This is a genomic window from Epibacterium ulvae (genome assembly GCF_900102795.1).
Lineage (GTDB): Bacteria > Pseudomonadota > Alphaproteobacteria > Rhodobacterales > Rhodobacteraceae > Epibacterium > Epibacterium ulvae.
The window spans coordinates 23,035-41,619 of the sequence record NZ_FMWG01000008.1 but is presented as its reverse complement, the minus strand read 5'-3'; the positions used below and the strand labels follow the sequence as shown (position 1 = coordinate 41,619).

Genomic DNA, 18,585 nt, shown 5'->3' with positions numbered 1-18,585 from the left:
CCTAAATAAACTGTTCCTGTGACCAGCCACCCAAAACGTCGGCATTGTTATAGGATCAGACCAAGATGAACATGCACGCTTCTTCGGTAACCGCGCCCCCTGCCCCCAGAGGGTTGGCACAGATGCAGCTGCCGGTCGTCATGATGCGCGATATTCTGCTGAAAACCATGTTCCGCAACAATCTGGACATGGTGAGCGAAATTTCAGCCGCTATCTGTTTGCCCATCCCTGTCACTCAAGAGTTGGTTGATATCGCACGGGAGCAAAAGCTGCTGGAGGCGACAGGAACGCTCAATGCGAACAGTGGCAATGAAATGGGCTATCAACTGACGGATGCGGGACGCGCACGCGCGCTGGATGCGCTCAGCCAATCTGAATATTTTGGTGCAATGCCGGTCCCGCTTGATGTGTATCGCGAACAGGTAAAGCGCCAATCTATCCGCAATATTATGGTGACACGAAAACAACTAACAGATGCGATGGGGCATCTGGTTTTGCCAGATACGTTATTGGGGCAACTTGGGCCAGCCGTAAGCGCGGGACGCTCCATTCTGATGTATGGCCCACCCGGCAACGGGAAATCATCAATATCAAACGGAATTCGCGATGCCCTAGGGGATCATATATATGTGCCCCGTGCCATTGAATATGCCGGTCAAGTGATAACGGTCTATGATCCTATCGTACATACACACATCGAAGAGGATGCAGAAGACCCAACACAATTGCGCCGTCCCAAACGGTTTGACACGCGCTATGTGAAATGCGAACGCCCCACTGTGATCACGGGCGGAGAATTGTCACTTTCGATGTTGGATCTGGTCTACAACCCGACCGCGCGCACGTATCAGGCGCCGCTGCAGCTTAAATCAGCTGGCGGTGTGTTCATCGTAGACGATCTGGGGCGCCAAGCAGAACCGCCACAAGCACTGGTCAACCGCTGGATTGTCCCGCTGGAAGAAAACAGAGACATACTGGCGCTACAATCAGGTGAAAAGTTTGAAGTACCTTTTGACACTTTGGTTGTTTTTTCAACGAACTTTCATCCAAATGAGATCTTCGATCAAGCCGCGCTGCGTCGGATTTTCTTCAAGATTAAAATTGACGGGCCAAACCAAGAGAATTTTCTCAAGATCTTTGGATTGGTGGCTCGTAAAAAAGGCATTCCCTTGGATGAAGACGCTTTGGTGCATCTGTTACGGAACAAATATCCTACCATCGGGAACATTTACGCGAACTATCAGCCAATCTTTCTCATCGATCAGATTATGTCGATCTGTGATTTCGAAGGCATTCCCTATCAAATGACCCCGGAACTGATTGATCGCGCCTGGGATAATATGTTCGTCCAAGATGAGACCATCGTGAAATAGCATATATGTGCTCTCCCCCGTAGTCTTTCCGCCCAATAGAATAAGGCTCATAGCATGCACGTCTCAAAGTCCGCAGGACAAACAAAGGGACGTTCGCCCTTCGACCAATTTGCCCAATAAAATTAAAAGGTAGCAATATACAATAATAAGATGGAATCGAAACTTTCTTTTAGCACCTTCAGACTAAGAATTATTCATTCCGGTTTGCCTCGAAGGACGGTTTCAATGCCCAAAATGCTCTTTAGCCTTCAAATGCGTATTTATGCCATCGTGTTAATGGCACTGGCACTTGCGTGTTTTCTTACATTCACGTTGCTCAATCGCTCTATCGACAACGCTTTTGAAATCCGGAAATCAGATGTGCGTTCTATCACCGAAGTCGCGGTCAGCGCTTTGCAGGATTTAGATCAAAAAGTGAAAGCTGGGGAGATGTCTCTTGAAGAGGCGCAAGCCCAAGGCCGCAACGAACTCGAGAAATTAAACTATGGTAATGGCGGCTATTTCTTTGCGGTCAATCATGATCATTTCTTTGTCGCACACCGCGTAAGCCCCCATTTGGTTGGTACAAATCAACACGGCCTAACCGACAAAGCTGGTCAGTTTCTGGTCCAAAATATTGTGAACATCGGGAAAAGCGAAGGCGCTGGGTTTGTCACTTATCTTTGGCCACGTCCGAATTCGCAAGAAATTGACAACAAACTTAGCTTTGTGATGAACTTTGCTCCTTGGAACTGGGTCATCGGAACTGGCGCGTATATTGAGGATATTCAAGAAGAATTCTCGAGCATGCGAAATGGGGCGATCATAACCCTTGCTGCTGGACTGTTTTTGATGAGCTTTGCAAGCTATCTTCTAATGCGGACAATCACCAAGCCTTTGGATCGTCTCTCAAAGCGAATGCAGAGCATGGCAAGTGGCGATCTGGACTCTAGTGTTCCTGAACGAGAAGCACGTAGTGAATTTGGGACTATGTCTTACGCAATTGAACAATTCCGTCAGGGCCTTTTGAAGCAGAAAGAACTCGAAGCAACCCACCAGGAGACTGAAGAAGCACGCAATAAAGTCATCGCGGCGCTCAGTGATGCGCTTTCCAAATTGTCAAAAGGGAACCTGACCAACAGTTTGGAAGACCCTTTCCCAAGTGAATTCGAACAGTTGCGCAAGGATTTCAACGCCACCCTGTCGACGATGGAAAGCATCGTGAACCAGCTCATGGACACGGCATCATCAATCCGCAACGGTGCAACCGAAATCAGCCAATCTGCAGATGACCTTTCCAACCGTACAGAAAGCCAAGCTGCAACGTTGGAGGAAACCGCGGCAGCTTTGGACGAGCTGACAGCAAGTGTCCGCTCTGCCGCGGATGGTGCGCGCAATGTAGAAACCACCATGCAAGAGGCCGGGCGTGAAGCCGAGGCCAGCGGTGAAGTTGTTCAAAACGCAGTCACAGCGATGACTGAAATCGAGACAAGCTCTAATCAGATTTCACAAATCATCAGCGTCATTGATGATATCGCATTTCAAACCAACCTACTTGCTCTCAATGCAGGAGTCGAAGCGGCTCGTGCTGGTGAAGCTGGCCGAGGCTTTGCGGTGGTTGCGTCCGAAGTTCGTGCTCTGGCGCAGCGTTCGTCAGATGCGGCAATGGAAATCAAAACCCTGATCTCCGACTCATCTCAACAGGTAGAGCGCGGTGTTGATCTTGTGGGCAAGGCGGGCGACGCACTGAATGCAATTGTCGGACAGATCGGCCATATTTCGTCTCTTATCTCTGGTATCGCTGAAGGCGCTGCTGAGCAATCAACCGGGCTGGGCGAGATCAACACAGGTATGACCCAACTGGACCAGGTGACCCAACAAAACGCGGCCATGGTTGAACAATCAACCGCTGCAAGCCACCTTCTGAAAAGCGATGCTGGCAAGATGATGGAGCTGATCTCTCATTTTGACACCGGTGTAAGCACCCCGATGTCAACACTGGCGCCCACACATACTCCCGCTGCCCCTGCGCCATCCGCACATGGGGATTGGGATATCTCAGATGCCCCCCAACCGACACGTGCCGCCGCAAATGGCGATATCTGGCAAGAATTTTAAACGTACGAACACCAAAGACCGGCCTTTGCAGCCGGTCTTTATGATTCCTTTGACCAATAGGTCTAACCATCTTTCTCTAGGATCCACGCAACCTCTGGCGCAGCAACGAAACGCCACTTTCGCAACGGCCCCGCCATCACGTTAAGATAATACATCTCAAACCCGTAAGGCGCACCGCAGGGATGATGCCCTTTGGGCACCAAAACCACATCGCCATCTGCAACAGCCATGGTTTCATCCAATGTCCCATCATCCGTATAGACACGCTGCACACCAAACCCATTGGCAGGGTTCAGACGATGGTAATAGGTCTCTTCCAAATAGGTGATCCGGGGGAAATCGTCTTCATCATGACGGTGTGAGGGAAAACTGGACCAATGCCCTGCCGGCGTAAACACCTCAGTAACCAAAAGGCTGTCTGCAATATCCTCGTTCTCCATCGCGATATTGTTGATGTATCGGGTGTTTGTTCCCTTGCCGCGTTCGGTCAAAGTAATACCATCGGGACCAATTCGGCGCGCGCTATGCTCTCTTTTGCCCGGTGCAGAACACACTGCAATCACGCAATCCGTTTCGGCACGGGCGTTCCAATCGCTCTCGTTTGGGACATAAAGACAATGCGGTGGCGTTCTTTCAAAAACGCTCATCCGATCCCCCAATACGCCCCAGTCCTGCCCAGCCGCCGCGAAATGTGCCTTACCTTCAACCATCACAAGTATCACTTCTCGTGCCATGGTCTGTTCTGCAATCTCGTCACCCGGTTGCAAATGATAAAGCGCGAAACCTACATAATCCCACCCTGCGGAATTCGGTGTAATATCATGCACTTTGCCAGATTGTGCGATTGGCTTACGATGCAAATTACTCATATCATTACCTCAGAGATCAAGAGCAACAGGCTGACCCGTTGCCGCCGATTGTGCCGCTGCATCCGCAAGTGCCAACGCGGTAATCCCATCTTGTAGGGTCGCAGGCACTGGCGTGTCGTGAAGCGCTGCATCAACAAAAGCTTGCCACTCCACCACATAGGCCTGCGCATAGCGTTCAAGAAAGAAATGTTCCGGCTTTGCGCTTAGCACGCCCTTTTCTGTTGCTTTCGATATTGTGGATTCACGAATATTCTCAAGTGAAAGCAAACCCTTAGATCCAAGCAATTCCACCCGCTGATCATAACCATACGCAGCGCGCCGACTGTTTTTTATCACCGCCAAACGCCCATCCCCATAGGTCAAAGTTGCAACGGCTGTGTCCACATCACCTGCAACTCCGATCTCTGGGTCAACCAAGGCGCTACCGACCGCTGATATTTTAACCGGTGCTTCTCCCATCAGAAAAGTCGCCATATCAAGATCATGGATCATCATATCCCGAAACAAGCCGCCCGAGACTTTGATGTATTCAAGTGGCGGCGGCGCCGGATCAAAGGATGTGATGGACAACAGCTCCGTTTTTCCGATTTCGCCACCTGCTGCCGCTTTCTGCAATGCCGCAAAATTCGGATCAAACCGGCGGTTAAATGCCACCATAATGGGTCTTGTCGCCTCTTTTGTCCTTGATTGACAAAGACGAGCTCGATCCACCGATAGATCGACGGGTTTTTCACACAGAATCGCCTTATTTGCTGCTGCTGCTGCTTCAATTAAATCAGAGTGCGTATCTGTCGACGTCGCGATCAAAACCGCATCAATTGCTGGGTCCGCAATAATCTCCTCTGAGCTGCGCACCGTTGCATCATATTGTTTTGCCAGCGCGTCCGCGGCTGGAGCATACACATCAGAAACTGCAACCAGTCTGCTTTCACGATTCCCCGCAACGTTTACCGCGTGGACCTGACCAATGCGTCCAGCCCCCAAAATTCCAACGTTCAGCATGGCATCCTCCCTTGCACATCCTTGATTTGTGCGCAGGCTCATCGCTTTTGCACCCATGTGCAAGATATTTTTGCACATGGGTGCAGAAAACTTGCTAGAATATAGCGAAACAATTCAGAGTAAGACCCATTTATGACGCAAAATCCACCTCCCCTCTCTGCCGAAAAAGCCACCATCGAGGATGTGGCACGCGCGGCTGGAGTGTCGCGATGGACGGTCGCAAGAGCATTTAAAACCAACGCTTCGGTCTCATCAAAAACCCGTGCCAAAGTCTTGGGCGCAGCAAAAGAGATTGGCTATCTCCCCGATTTACAGGCCGCAAGCCTTGGCGCAAATCAGTCCAATCTGGTCGCGCTTTTGGTAGATGATTTTAAGAACCCACATAAACTGCTCTTGATTGAGCAAGTTAGCCAAACATTGCGCGATCATGGCTGGGACAGCCTCTTAATCAATACAGGCGGCGCACAAGACACAAACGCCGCGCTTCTTACAGCCAGCCAACGGCGCGTGGACGCAGCTATTTTGCTTGGGGTTCATTTCAATGATGCTGTGCTCGACACCGCCGTGGGCGCAGAGCGTGTCAAAAAACTCATCGTGTTTGCACGCAGCTCTAAACATCCGCGCACTCTATCGATTTGCGTTGATGACGCCGCCGCCATGGCCATCGTCGCGGATCATGTCTTGGCACAAGGCTATCAGAGGCCTTTGTTTCTTGCTGGTCCTCAAACAGGCTCAGCACACCTGCATCGCCAAGAGACCTTCGTCCAACAATGGTTTGAAGCAACAGGAGATGCCCCGCACTCTCTAGAAGTACCCGTTTATGATAGCGCGCTCTCTTACACCGAGATCTCCAAATATCTCGCTGAAAGCAAGTCCTACCCCGATGTTATCGTTTGTGAAAACGATGCATTGGCGTTGGGGGCAATGGATGCCATACGCCTTTCCGCAGGTTTAAGCGTCCCTGACGACATAGCTGTCACAGGCTTTGATGATGTGCCCCAAGCAGGTTTTGCACAATATCAACTCACCACTTATCAGCAACCGATCAAAGAAATGGCCGAACACCTCGTCAAGCTTCTCCGTGGCGAGGCACAGGCCAAAGACAGGTATGACTTTAGCGGCACTCTGATTGAACGCAGTAGTACTTAATGAAGTGGTATCCTTTATGAAAACCATAAGATAACCCTGTGAAATCTAACGCGTTTCGCATTTTTAAAAGTTTTTTCCAAAAACCCGTTTTTTTTTGAAAATTCCTCTTGCACGCCCCTGTTCTAATCATTAGAACGCCCCACAAGAGTTGGGATGTAGCCAAGTGGTAAGGCAACTGTTTTTGGTACAGTGTACCGTAGGTTCGAATCCTACCATCCCAGCCATATTAATCATTGTGCTGCCCAGCTTGAATTTAGATTTATCCAGCTTGAAAACGCATTTTGTCCATTCAAGATTTATACTTCACGCGATGTAAGCACCTGAGCTGTTGAGCTCCTGCAATTAACGCCCGGCGCAAAAAACCGCCTCTGAGACGTGAAAGTCATTGCGTTTCGGTTTTTCTGATCGCTGAATTGCCGCCCTTAGCCCCTCCAGCTACACTTCTCTCAAAATAGATGAGGAAGCAGATGGCCCATTGGTACACAGCAGATCCGCATTTCGGCCACTCCCGGATCATCGAGTTCTGCAAACGCCCCTATCGTTCAACCGAGGACATGAACGCGGCGCTAATCCGAAACTTCCAAAACTGCGTCGGGTTTGACGATGACCTCTGGATTCTCGGCGATTTCGCCTTTGGGCAGTCGACAGATGCGGCACGGTTCGAAAACTGGTTTCACCAAATCCCCGGTCGCAAGCATCTGATCATGGGCAATCACGACGATGAAGCAGTGGCCCTGCTGCCCTGGGACAGTATCGCAGACCTGAAGGAGATCAAAGATGGCGCGCAGTCACTGGTGCTGTGTCACTATCCGATGATCACCTGGAACGGCGCCCGCCGGGGCTCGTTGCAGCTTTTTGGCCATGTCCACGACCAATGGGCAGGCTCACGCAACAGCATCAACGTTGGCGTCGACCAATGGAATTTTCGCCCAGTCCAAATCAGCGACATTCAGCGCCGCGCAAAGAAGCTGCCCGTGAACAAACATTGGAGCGACGTTGAGCACGGCAACGAACTTGACTGAGCAGCCTCCCGGGCGCACGCCTCGTTCACCACTCCCCCAAGTCGATCAGGGAGATCTATGCCCTCGTTGCCACCCTACAATTGCTCATTCCGTCTACCATGTGCGGCCACGCCTTGTTGAAGAGGGCTGACAGCGGACATTCGCTGCACCCTGGGCCAGGGTCAGCTGTGCGGACGAAGTTGACTTTCGCCGCGTCTGCATGAATGTCTGCTTGTAGCAGAATAATCATTCTGTTACACCTTTGACATGCCACGCATGACATCTTTCACTTCTGCACAGCTTTCCGACCGTGCGCTCGAGCATTTCTGGGCCAACGGTTTTCATGCCTCATCGATGGATGACCTGGTAAAGGCGACGGGGGTAAGCCGACACGGCATCTACAGTAGTTTTGGCGGAAAAAAAGCATTATTTCTGTCGTGCTTTGACAGGTATCGGCAAAGCGTTGTGACCCCTGCGTTTGAGGTGGTGGAAAGTCCGGATGCGACTCTGCAGGACGTATCAGACTATTTCGAGCGGCAGATCTCACTGGGTGAAAGTGTAGGCCTGCCTGGGCCGGGGTGCTTTGTCGCAAATTCAGCCACAGAAGTTGCACCCGGCGATCCCGATGTCATGGCAGAGGTCGCCCGACATAATGATCGTCTTCATAAGGGGTTTGTGTCGGCACTCCAGAACTCTGCACCGCACATTAAGCCGCAAAGAACACGTGAACTGGCCGACGTGATGGTCATCTTTACCAACGGGCTTTGGACCAAGTCGCGCACCGTCAGCGACGGCGACGTTTTGCGCGAAGCCGTCCAGAGCTTTCTTACCCTTTTGAAGGACACTCTAAAGTAAGCATGATTACCGAAAACGCAGGAACTTCTACCCGCCTAGCGCCATTCACCATGGCGCTCATTGCCAATTTTGTATGGATCAATGCCTCAGAGGTTTTCCGGTATTTCGCGTTCGTCATGCCTATGATGCGCGAAGCGTTGCCAATGATCACAGACGTTGCTCCGATGAACATCCCGGTGTTCATGATCTGGGGTGTTTGGGACACGGTCCTCGTGCTGACGGCGACACTTATTCCGTGGATGGCAATGCAAGTCTTTGGATCTTCAGTTCAGCGCGCTGCTTTGTACGGCACTGGCGTGTGGATGTCCGTTTTCATGATCCTTTGGCTGGGCCTCTACAACATGAACTTGGCCACTGTCGAAGTGTTAGCGATCGCGCTCCCAATGGCATGGTTAGAAATGGTCGTTGCCGCGCTGATCGTGTGGTGGTTCACGGCCCGAAATCAGAAACAAACCCAATGAGCAACGAAATATTCGCCTCTGCGCTAGCTTCTCTAGCGGTCAGTCTCAGACTTAAACTTTCCGTCAGGTCAGCCCTATCCTGTTTCCTTGATCCGGAAACACTATTACCAAAGAACAGACGTTCTCTACTTCTTAGCCTACAGGAAATACAGTGAAAAATTTTGCTTTGGCACTTGCCATATCTTCGCTCCTCTCAACAACCGCTTTGGCACAAGAATATATCGAAAGTCAGCCGGGACCAAACGGCGTTGAGATACACTTGAAACAGGTCCAGCTGAGAAACAACCAGATGACCGTGGTCTTGGTCGTTGAGAACACTTCGGATGAAGGTATTGAGTTTGCTGGCGGCGATGTGAACGATATCTACGTCGTAACGAGTGACAAGAAGTACCCTGTTTTGACTGACTCGGAAGGCCAGTTTGTTGGCGCTCCAATCGCGCAGGCATTCGATGCATGGTTTGAGCGTACACAGTTTGAAGACCTTGAACCCAATTCGACTCAACAGAGTTGGTTCAAATTTGAAGCACCTGCCGATTCGGATTGGCCCGTTGAATTGGCTTTACCCGGAGTAATTCCGTTCTTGCTGGAAAAACCCGAAAGCTGACTATGTCTTTAGATTGCATTTGGAGTGCACAGCTGCGCTTTACAGTGGTTCTGTGCACAAGTGTTTTAGGAAACGTTGTTCAGGCTGGCGGGTATGATCCAAATGCCCCCTTCAACCCCATATGGGACCAAGATGTTTCGACGTCGGAAAGCCTTGAAATAAGAGGGGCCCCTTTGGGCTTGCTGTCCGGTGACAACGTCTTGGTCAGCGAGGTTGAAGTGCTAGAAGGTGCGACGCAGATCGCAAGTGATCCCAACGGCTTTGGTTTCAGTGTTGACTTGTCCGGGGACTACCTCTTCGATTTCGATCAACACATCCTAAAGCCAGAGGCCCAAACGGCGCTTGAAGGCCTGATAGAACTGTATGTCGCATATGATGGCAGAGAAGTTTTGATCGTAGGACATACGGACGCGAAGGGTTCGGATCAGTATAATCAGGCCCTTTCTGAGCGTCGCGCCGAGTCCGTGCGTGCTTGGTTTGCCGATCGTCAAGTTGAAGAAGGTCTGCTGACGGCAATAGGGCGCGGTGAAGACGAACCTGTTGCGTCGAATACAGTCGGCGGACAAGACAATCCTGAAGGCCGCGCACTGAATCGACGTGTCGAAATCACAGTTACAACTGAGAAAAAGGTCAACCATCTTCCCATCATCGGCAACTAACCAGATCTGCTGAGACCGAAAGGTAGTCGCGATGTTTCATTGAATACTTACGAATGTGACTCTAGTCTGTTGTGTCACCTTCGCCTCACTGGCTCTGGCAGAAACTACCCATGGCACTGAGAGATTGAAGCAGGTTGTAACCACCCTTTCTGGAACTGCTTTGAGACAGAGTGACACAGCTACATTGGAAGGTTCAATGTCAACTCAGCGCAGAAAACGGGCTTTGCAAAGTCTGGCCCGTTTGTGGAAAGCGGACCTTGGTGAGAGGCGCGGCACAGTCGAGCTCAGAGCTCATTGTGATGAATCCTGCAGCTTTCTTAGTAGCGGCTTAGCTGTCGTTCGGGTAGTATCTGTACATTATTGAAATTACGAATTTTAATGTACCGTGCGTAGAGGTACCCCAAACCACATAATGCTTGACAGTGGCTCTTGGTTGTGACATTTTTGGTGCTGTAGTGGCGATAGGGTGAGTCCCACGTAAAAATAGAGAAATCCCCGATGGAAGCTGTGGCGATAGGGTGAGTCCCACGTAAAAAACTGAAGTCCCCAATTGAATGAGAAAGGGTTTGGTTTAGGCCAGCCCTTTTTCTTTGTCCGGACAGAACATGAAAATATCTAAACTACTTCCAGTTTTTTATAACAACAACAATCATTTATCTGAAACTTTGGATGGAACCGGAACTCCAGGTGAGAAGAACCGCGGCTATGGTATTGTAGTAATTGAAGTCAACAACGGCATGCGCTTTGGCATTCCGTTGAGGTCAAATCTTAACCACAAACATGGTTTCAAAACCATTGGTGGCAAGGGACTTGATTACTCAAAGGCTGTTTTGATAGGGAATGCTGTGTTCATCGGGCAACCATTCAAAATCCCCCACGATGAGTACGTCAAGATCAAAGATCGAGAGCATTTCATCACGTCCCGTTTCCAGAAATATGTTGAACGATACATAGTGTTGGCCAACAAAGGGGACAATAATGCACTGCAACAGTCATACCGATACACGACGCTGGTGAATTACCATGCCGAGTTAGGCATTACCTTACCTGATGCCGCTCTCGACAACGACTAACAGTTACCTAGCCTTACTTCACGGTTGCAGGGCCGAACTTAAAGAGCGCTGCAACATCTTTCACCTTACCCATCAGGTCAAAGCGTACAAAATGTCTGCAATCCGCTCAAAGCGTGGAAAGACGATTACCGCTTCGCGCCGTGAGTGGCGTCGTCACAAGGGGAGGCATCCTCGCAAGCTAGTCAGCCCTATACGTCATTGGGTCAAATCCAATATGAGAGCTTATCGCAAAAGTATACGATAGAGTTAGTGTAACAGTGATGATCTTTACTTAACTATGTTGGTAATCCCGGCGAAGGAATTCCCATGTTCGACACCCCTCTGAACCACTTTAAGTCAGTCTTTGCACACAAGTTTTTCGTTGCACCCTCCGACCGCAATTACTTCTTCGCGAGATTTTCAAAAACCTACGGGATAAATGAAGAATTCTGGTGGGAAGCGCTCCAAACAATCGAAAAACTATTAAAGGCCGGCCTTGTCCTCAATGGGGTATCGGTGAAGGGAGGATATGGCCACGACATTGAAAAACTCTGGAACAAACACAGGGAGGTATTCGGAGACTTGGCAGTAACTAACCTTACAAGACCGGACAAACTTGCTGAAAGGTTCTGGACCGATAGCCCTCTTGAAGATTGGATTACTAGAGTGAACGAGATGGGACACCCCGATAGTCGGTACGGGCTTCTCTCCTACAGTAACAACAATGATGATATGTTCAAATTCGATCAACTTGCCTTTGAACTCCGTCGAAGAACAATTGGCTTAGACTGGATCATCGGCGGCGACTTTCCAGACAACGAGCTAACCGAATTCTATGGGCAACCTTACCGCAATGTCATCGCTCAACATCCAGAATATCAAATTCGATCTATGAAGTCACCGACAGGTTCAATCGGAGTGACAGGCGCAAACCTTGAGGATGTTATACATTCTTGGAATTTCGCGTATTTCCGAAGTGATGCCGACCTGGAACGATCAGTACCTTCGACGGTATCACCCGCAATGGCCGGATTTGATAACTCCTACCTTTATCTCCTCTGGAACAACATAAATGACGCGGAGGTCACTGACCTTGCAAGGGAACAAGTTGAATGGCTGCTGGGAAATATCCAGATTGGACGAGACGCCGAAGAAGAATTCAAAAAGATACTGGCAGCGGATCGCGCAGACTGAGGTAGTGCTGCACTGACCACCAAGGGCAGCTTTGGGGAGGTTGCAATGCAGCGACAGACGCAATGATGAAAGTCGGGTTTGGGCTGCTAAACGACCTGACGGTTGGTTGGTCACGGATTACCGCAGTACGGACAAAGTTAGCTTTCGCTGCGGTTTCTCGAATGGCCGGTTTGAGATCCACCTCAAGAACTGCCAGGCAAAGAGGTTAGATCTAGCGGATCACTACACCGCCCAATACTTCACAACTGGATCACGGCTATCTTGTCCTGCGTCATGTCGTGGATCGTGTAACCGATACCGCCGGTATTATATCCAGACTGACGGCGACCTGCGAATGGCATCCAGTCAACCCTGAAGGCGGTATGATCGTTCACCATGACCGCAGTAGCATCCAGCCGCTGAATGGCCTGCATTGCGGTATCGAGATTCTTGGTGAAAACCGCAGACTGAAAGGCAAAGTCCAGACCATTCGCGGCATCGAAGGCATCCGCGATAGTGTCATACCCATAGATGCAGACAACCGGCCCAAAAATCTCGGCAATTGAAACGCGTGCTTCGGCGGCTGGGTTCAGCAGGACCGTTGGAGCATATGTTGTTGGTCCAAGCCGTTTTCCTCCGGCCAAAACGGTCGCGCCTGCCTGCACGGCCTCATCCACCCATTGTTCCACCCGGTCAACCTCGGTCGGGCGAATAAGGGGACCGCAATCTACATTGGGGTCACGAGCATCCCCGACCTTGAGTGCCGCCGCCGCGTCCGCCAGTTTCTGCGCGACCTCAGCGACCATACCGGACGGCGCATAGACGCGCTGAACCGAAACACAAACCTGACCGGAATGATAGAAACTACCCTTGGTCAGCAAAGGGATCACCGCGTCTAGGTCAGCGGTTTCATCGACGATGACCGGAGCCGCGCCGCCGTGTTCAAGGGCACAGCGCGTGCCCGGCGCAAGTTTTGAGCGCAACATCCAGCCAACTCGTGCCGAGCCGATGAATGAGAAAAAGCCGACACGCGGATCGATGATCATTTTCTCGGCCACGTCATTCTGACAGGCTGCAAAACTGCACCAGTCTTTCGGCAAACCCGCATGATGTAACATGTCGACAAACGCCTCACACGACAAAGGTGTATCTAGCGCAGGCTTGACGATCACAGGGCAACCAGCAGCCACAGCCGGAGCAACCTGATGAACAATCAAATTGAGGGGATGATTGAACGCACTTGCCGCGACCACCACACCGATGGGCTCTCGTTGAGTGAAGGCGATGCGTCCTGATCCCGCCTCGGTTAGGTCCATCGGTATTTCCCGACCGCTCATCTGGCCGATTTCGTGGATGCACAGCTCGACCCCATCGATGGCACGCGTGACCTCGACCCGGGCATCAATCAAGGGCTTGCCGCCTTCGCTGGCAATCAGCAAGGCCAACTCCTCGGCCCGCCCGGACATTTGTCGGGCCGTTTCCTTCAGAATTTCGATCCGTTTGTAAGCAGGCAGCCACCCGTCGCGATTGCGGTAAAGGGTATGGGCAACGCCAAGCATGGCATCGACATCATCCCATTCGCTAAGTTCAACACTCCCTACTTTGGTCTGGTCGAAGGGGTTCACAACATCCAAAACTGCGCTCATATCAGGCAGGCCTTTGCAGCTAGCTCATCAATCAACACGCGCTGGTTTTCGCTGTAATCCACAGGCAGATCGATCAGATGCACGCCGCCAGCGGCAAATGCAGCTTCAAAGGTTGGCACCAGATCTTCGGTGCGCTCAATCCGGTGGCCAGTTGCTCCGTAGCTGTTGGCGTATTGCACGAAATCGGGATTGTTGAATTCTAACCCCCAATCATCGAAGCCCGCATGCGACTGCTTCCAGCGAATCATTCCGTACGAGCTGTCGTTCAGCACCGTCACCACCAGATTCAGGCCTAGCCGAACGGCCGTTTCGATCTCCTGACTGTTCATCATGAACCCGCCATCGCCGCAGATCGCCATTACTCGGCGGTCAGGGTAAAGCTTGGCCGCCATCATCGCTGACGGAAGCCCAGCCCCCATCGTTGCCAGCGCGTTGTCCAGCAGGACGGTGTTGGGTTGATAGGCCTGATAGTTGCGCGCGTACCAAATCTTGTAGATGCCATTGTCTAGCGCGATGATATCGCAATCCCCCATGACCTTGCGTGTATCGGCCACAAAGCGCTGCGGGATCACCGGGAACCGGGCGTCATCTGCCCCTGCCGAAGTGTGCAGATCGGTTTCCAGTTTAACGCGTTCGAAATAGCTGCGATCAAATTCCAACGGCCCAACCAGTTTCTCACCCAGGCGTACGATGGATTGCGCCAGATCCCCGACCACCTCAACCTGTGGGAAATAGACCTGATCGACCTGCGCGGCCTTATAGTTCACGTGGATCACCTTGGTGCCGCCTTCCTCCATGAAGAAGGGCGGTTTTTCGACCACGTCATGGCCCACATTGATGATCAGATCGGCTCGGTCGATGGCGCAGTGCAAGTAATCTCCGTCGGACAATGCGGCCGTGCCAAGGAACAGTTCAGAGCGTTCGTCCACCACGCCCTTACCCATCTGAGTATTGAAGAACGGAATCTGCGTGTCTTTCACAAACTGACTGAGGGCACTGCGCGCGTGCTTCCGGTTGGCCCCAGCTCCCAACAACAGCAACGGCATCTTCGCCGCTCGGATCAGATCTGCGGCTTCATTGAGGACCGTGTCACCGGCCACGGCATAGTGGCGTGGATGTGGTTTCAGCACAGGTTCGTCGGTTTCCTCGGCTGCGATGTCCTCGGGAAGTTCCAGCAGGACCGCACCGGGGCGTTCCTCTTGAGCGACGCGAAACGCCTCGCGGATCAGGGACGGGATGGTGTTGCCGTGCACGATCTGCTTAGACATCTTGCAGATTGGTGCGAACAGGCCCACCACATCGATGATCTGAAACTGACCCTGTTTGGATTTCTTGATCGGCTTTTGACCGGTGATCATGATCAGCGGCATACCACCCAGATGCGCATAGGCCGCCGGGGTGGCAAAGTTTGTGGCCCCGGGCCCCAGCGTTGCCATGCAGACCCCGGCCTTGCCTGTCAGGCGACCATAGGTGGCCGCCATGAAGGCCGCGCCCTGTTCGTGACGCGTTAGCACCAGCTCAATCTTTGAGGTTCTGAGCGATTCCAGAACGTCCAGATTTTCTTCGCCCGGAACTGCAAAGATGTATTCAACACCCTCGGCCTCAAGCGCGGCGACCAACAGGTCCGAGGCTTTGGTTGGGATTGTTGCGATTGGTGTTGAAGGTGACATGTGATCTCCTGATGTTTGCGGGGTCAGCGCGAATGGCCACCCCGCAGGCAGCCGGGGCTGCCGTGTCCTTTGATTATACAGATAAGTTTATTCAGCTGCCTGCATTTGTTGTGGTTTTGGGTAAAGGTCATCCATCGATGCCGAGCGTCCGTTGTCCAGAACGATGCGCGCATGATATCGTTTCAGCAGACGCGGTTCGGCCACACCGCAGCTGTGAGCGATGATCCCAATCTCTTTTTTCATGTTCTTGGCATAGCTGGCGACACGTTCCGCCTTGCTGACGGGATCAAGCCCGAATTGCAGTTTTTTATTGTGGGTCGTGATGCCCGTTGGACATGTATTCTTGTTGCATTGCAGGGCCTGAATACAGCCAAGCGCAAACATGAACCCCCGTGCCGAGTTCACGAAATCAGCACCTGCGCAAAAGGCCCATGCCACCTCGGAGGGGTTGATCATCTTACCACTGGCGCAGACCTTCACCCGATCTTTCAACCCATACTTTCTGAGCATATCCACCGTCAGCGGCAGGCTTTCGCGAATGGGCATGCCCATATTGTCGATCAGGCTCATCGGGGCAGCGCCCGTGCCGCCATCAGAGCTGTCGATGGTAACGAAATCCGGCGCACTTTCAGGACCACGTTTGAGAATTTCCTGACACAGGCTTTCGAAGAATCCATATGCTCCGATAACCGCCTTGAAGCCGACCGGCTTGCCGGTCACATCGCGCACATAGTTGATCATGTCCAACAGATCGCTCACGCTGTTGATCTCGGGGTGCCGATTGGGGCTGATGGCGTCCTGACCGACCTTCAGGCCACGAATGGCCGCGATATCCTCGGTGACCTTCGCGCCGGGCAGAATGCCCCCCTTGCCGGGTTTGGCGCCCTGGCTCAACTTGATCTCGAACATCTTCACGGCATCATGGGCCGCAACAGCGCGCAGCTTATCTTCGTCAAAACCGCCTTCGGATTTGCGTACGCCAAATTTGCCGGTCCCGATCTGGAAAACGACGTCCGCGCCACTTTCCAGGTGATAGGGCGACAAGCCGCCCTCGCCAGTGTTGATCCAGATACCCGCGGCTTTTGCACCGGATGACAGCGCCCGCACGGCCGGAACAGAGATTGCGCCATAGCTCATGCCGGAAATGTTAAAAACTGAATCAGTGGTATATGGGTGCTGCGCAAATGGCCCGATGGTCACGGCTGATGGCTCTTGCGCGTCCTGTTCCAGCGTCGGAAACGGGCAGTTCACAAAATAGACCGTTCCGGTCGGGCGCAAATCACGGGTCGAGCCAAAGGCCACAGTGGAATCCACATTCTTGGCGGCGCGGTAAACCCAGGACCGTTCGGCCCTGTTGAACGGCATTTCTTCGCGGTCCTGAGCAAAGAAATACTGACGAAGGAACTCGCCCATGTGCTCAAAGAAATAGCGGAACCGTGCGATCACCGGATAGTTGCGACGCAAGGTGCTTTCGGTTTGGGTCTTGTCGCGAAAATAAGTCACCACCACCCAAAGTACGGCCAGACCGATGGCAAAGATGAAAGCATATGAGAGGATTTGCAAAAGCGACAGGATCACATTCGATAGCTGTGACATAAATATTTAGCTCCGGAAACTTGTTGTTGGTTGTTGGCGGATCGACAAGCGCGTTATCCAGCCCGTTCATCGCGATTCAGTTCACATTGGGTCCAAAGTGCGTTTAGTCCAGTCACGAGCAGATCAAGTTCTTCTGATCCATGCACCGGTGACGGAGTAAAGCGCAGGCGCTCGGTGCCGCGCGGAACGGTTGGGAAGTTGATTGGCTGAACGTAAATGCCGTAGTCATCCAGCAGCATATCGCTGAGCTTTTTGGTATGTATCGGGTTGCCGACGATCACGGGAACGATGTGGCTGCCGTGATCGATCAGCGGCAGGCCCATCCCCTTCAAGCGCAACTTGAGAATACTGGCCTGGGTCTGATGCTGCTTGCGCAGTTCAGGGGCGGATTTCAGATAAGCAACCGAAGCCGCCGCCCCTGCCGCGACCGCTGGCGGCAGCGAGGTGGTAAAGATGAAACCCGGAGCGTAAGAGCGCACCGCGTCACAAAATTTCGCGCTGGCTGCGATATAACCACCTATCACGCCAAAGGCTTTGGCAAGGGTGCCGTTGATGATGTCGATACGATGCGCCAGACGATCACGCTCGGCCACGCCGCCACCGCGCGGGCCGTACATGCCAACTGCGTGGACCTCGTCAAGATAGGTCAGCGCGCCGAATTCATCGGCCAAATCGCAAATTTCCTCGATCGGACCAAAATCGCTGTCCATCGAGTAGATGGATTCAAACGCGATCAGCTTCGGTGCCTTGGGATCGTCGGCCTCAAGTAGTTCGCGCAGATGGGCCACATCGTTGTGACGGAAGATGCGTTTGGCACCGCCGTTGCGGCGCACACCCTCGATCATCGACGCATGGTTGAGCGCATCGGAATAGATAATCAGGCCGGGAAACAGTTTCGGCAACGTGCTGAGGGTCGCATCATTGGCGATGTAAGCACTGGTGAACAGCAGCGCGGCCTCTTTTCCATGCAAATCGGCCAGTTCGGCCTCGAGACGTTTGTGATAAACGGTGGTGCCGGAAATGTTGCGGGTCCCGCCCGAGCCGGCACCAGTGGCATCAACCGCTTCGTGCATGGCGTTCAGAACAACCGGGTGCTGGCCCATGCCCAGATAGTCATTGCCACACCACACGGTGATGTTCTGCTGCGACCCGTCCGGGCGTGTCCGCACCGCATGCGGGAAATGACCATTGCGGCGTTCGATGTCGATGAAAGTCCGGTAACGTCCTTCATCATGCAGCCTGGCAATCGCTGTATCGAGCTGAGCAGTATAGTCCACCGGTATCTGCGCTCCTAGGTTCGGTGGGCGTCGCAGGTTTGAGAAACGCTTCATTCCAATACTCCAGTTGACCGCGCAGGTGCACGAACAATCCTACAGGT

16 protein-coding genes and 1 tRNA gene are annotated in these 18,585 nt (G+C 52.3%); 11 read left to right on the top strand and 6 right to left on the bottom strand.

Going from position 1 to position 18,585, the window contains the following annotated elements:
- Positions 1-65: 65 nt before the first annotated feature.
- Together BLP79_RS13000 and BLP79_RS12995 are read left to right on the top strand one after the other, a co-directional pair.
- The gene (locus tag BLP79_RS13000; protein WP_090219612.1) at positions 66-1,373 is read left to right on the top strand and encodes an ATPase; all 1,308 of its coding nucleotides are present in this window, start codon (positions 66-68) and stop codon (positions 1,371-1,373) included.
- Between the two features lie 225 nt (positions 1,374-1,598).
- Positions 1,599-3,470, top strand: a complete 1,872-nt coding sequence (locus tag BLP79_RS12995; protein ID WP_090219610.1) for a methyl-accepting chemotaxis protein — start codon at positions 1,599-1,601, stop codon at positions 3,468-3,470.
- A gap of 62 nt (positions 3,471-3,532) precedes the next feature.
- Here BLP79_RS12995 and iolB read toward each other — a convergent pair whose 3' ends face one another.
- The gene (iolB, locus tag BLP79_RS12990) at positions 3,533-4,339 is read right to left on the bottom strand and encodes a 5-deoxy-glucuronate isomerase (RefSeq protein ID WP_090219609.1); all 807 of its coding nucleotides are present in this window, start codon (positions 4,337-4,339) and stop codon (positions 3,533-3,535) included.
- Positions 4,340-4,348: 9 nt separating this feature from the next.
- The gene (gene iolG / locus BLP79_RS12985; protein ID WP_090219852.1) at positions 4,349-5,341 is read right to left on the bottom strand and encodes an inositol 2-dehydrogenase; all 993 of its coding nucleotides are present in this window, start codon (positions 5,339-5,341) and stop codon (positions 4,349-4,351) included.
- Between the two features lie 132 nt (positions 5,342-5,473).
- On the opposite strand from iolG, the gene BLP79_RS12980 reads away from it, so the two are divergent.
- From BLP79_RS12980 to BLP79_RS12940, 9 genes are all read left to right on the top strand, one after another.
- On the top strand, positions 5,474-6,490 hold the full coding sequence (locus tag BLP79_RS12980; RefSeq protein ID WP_090219608.1) for a LacI family DNA-binding transcriptional regulator: 1,017 nt from the start codon (positions 5,474-5,476) through the stop codon (positions 6,488-6,490).
- A gap of 149 nt (positions 6,491-6,639) precedes the next feature.
- Positions 6,640-6,714 (top strand) — tRNA-Gln (locus BLP79_RS12975).
- A 243-nt stretch (positions 6,715-6,957) separates the two neighbouring features.
- Positions 6,958-7,512 (top strand): metallophosphoesterase, encoded by a 555-nt coding sequence (locus tag BLP79_RS12970; RefSeq protein WP_090219607.1) that lies wholly within the window; start codon positions 6,958-6,960, stop codon positions 7,510-7,512.
- A gap of 255 nt (positions 7,513-7,767) precedes the next feature.
- Positions 7,768-8,346, top strand: a complete 579-nt coding sequence (locus BLP79_RS12965) for a TetR/AcrR family transcriptional regulator (RefSeq protein ID WP_232716502.1) — start codon at positions 7,768-7,770, stop codon at positions 8,344-8,346.
- A 2-nt stretch (positions 8,347-8,348) separates the two neighbouring features.
- Positions 8,349-8,807, top strand: a complete 459-nt coding sequence (locus BLP79_RS12960) for a hypothetical protein (protein WP_090219604.1) — start codon at positions 8,349-8,351, stop codon at positions 8,805-8,807.
- A 151-nt stretch (positions 8,808-8,958) separates the two neighbouring features.
- Positions 8,959-9,411 (top strand): hypothetical protein, encoded by a 453-nt coding sequence (locus BLP79_RS12955; protein WP_090219602.1) that lies wholly within the window; start codon positions 8,959-8,961, stop codon positions 9,409-9,411.
- 2 nt (positions 9,412-9,413) lie between these two features.
- Entirely contained in the window at positions 9,414-10,070 is a 657-nt protein-coding gene (locus BLP79_RS12950) for an OmpA family protein (RefSeq protein ID WP_090219601.1), read from the top strand.
- Between the two features lie 605 nt (positions 10,071-10,675).
- The gene (gene tenpIN / locus BLP79_RS12945) at positions 10,676-11,143 is read left to right on the top strand and encodes a type III toxin-antitoxin system TenpIN family toxin (RefSeq protein WP_090219599.1); all 468 of its coding nucleotides are present in this window, start codon (positions 10,676-10,678) and stop codon (positions 11,141-11,143) included.
- A 306-nt stretch (positions 11,144-11,449) separates the two neighbouring features.
- Positions 11,450-12,316, top strand: coding sequence for a HEPN domain-containing protein (locus BLP79_RS12940; protein ID WP_090219598.1), 867 nt, complete (start codon positions 11,450-11,452; stop codon positions 12,314-12,316).
- A 239-nt stretch (positions 12,317-12,555) separates the two neighbouring features.
- Here the strand turns inward: BLP79_RS12940 and BLP79_RS12935 are convergent, their stop codons facing one another.
- From BLP79_RS12935 to hemA, 4 genes are all read right to left on the bottom strand, one after another.
- Entirely contained in the window at positions 12,556-13,941 is a 1,386-nt protein-coding gene (locus BLP79_RS12935; RefSeq protein WP_090219596.1) for an aldehyde dehydrogenase family protein, read from the bottom strand.
- The gene (locus BLP79_RS12930) at positions 13,938-15,611 is read right to left on the bottom strand and encodes an acetolactate synthase large subunit (RefSeq protein WP_090219595.1); all 1,674 of its coding nucleotides are present in this window, start codon (positions 15,609-15,611) and stop codon (positions 13,938-13,940) included. Before BLP79_RS12930 ends, BLP79_RS12935 begins: the two co-directional genes overlap by 4 nt.
- Positions 15,612-15,698: 87 nt before the next feature.
- The gene (locus BLP79_RS12925; RefSeq protein WP_090219593.1) at positions 15,699-17,207 is read right to left on the bottom strand and encodes an FMN-binding glutamate synthase family protein; all 1,509 of its coding nucleotides are present in this window, start codon (positions 17,205-17,207) and stop codon (positions 15,699-15,701) included.
- A 53-nt stretch (positions 17,208-17,260) separates the two neighbouring features.
- Positions 17,261-18,484 (bottom strand): 5-aminolevulinate synthase, encoded by a 1,224-nt coding sequence (gene hemA, locus BLP79_RS12920; protein ID WP_090219850.1) that lies wholly within the window; start codon positions 18,482-18,484, stop codon positions 17,261-17,263.
- Positions 18,485-18,585 lie beyond the last annotated feature (101 nt).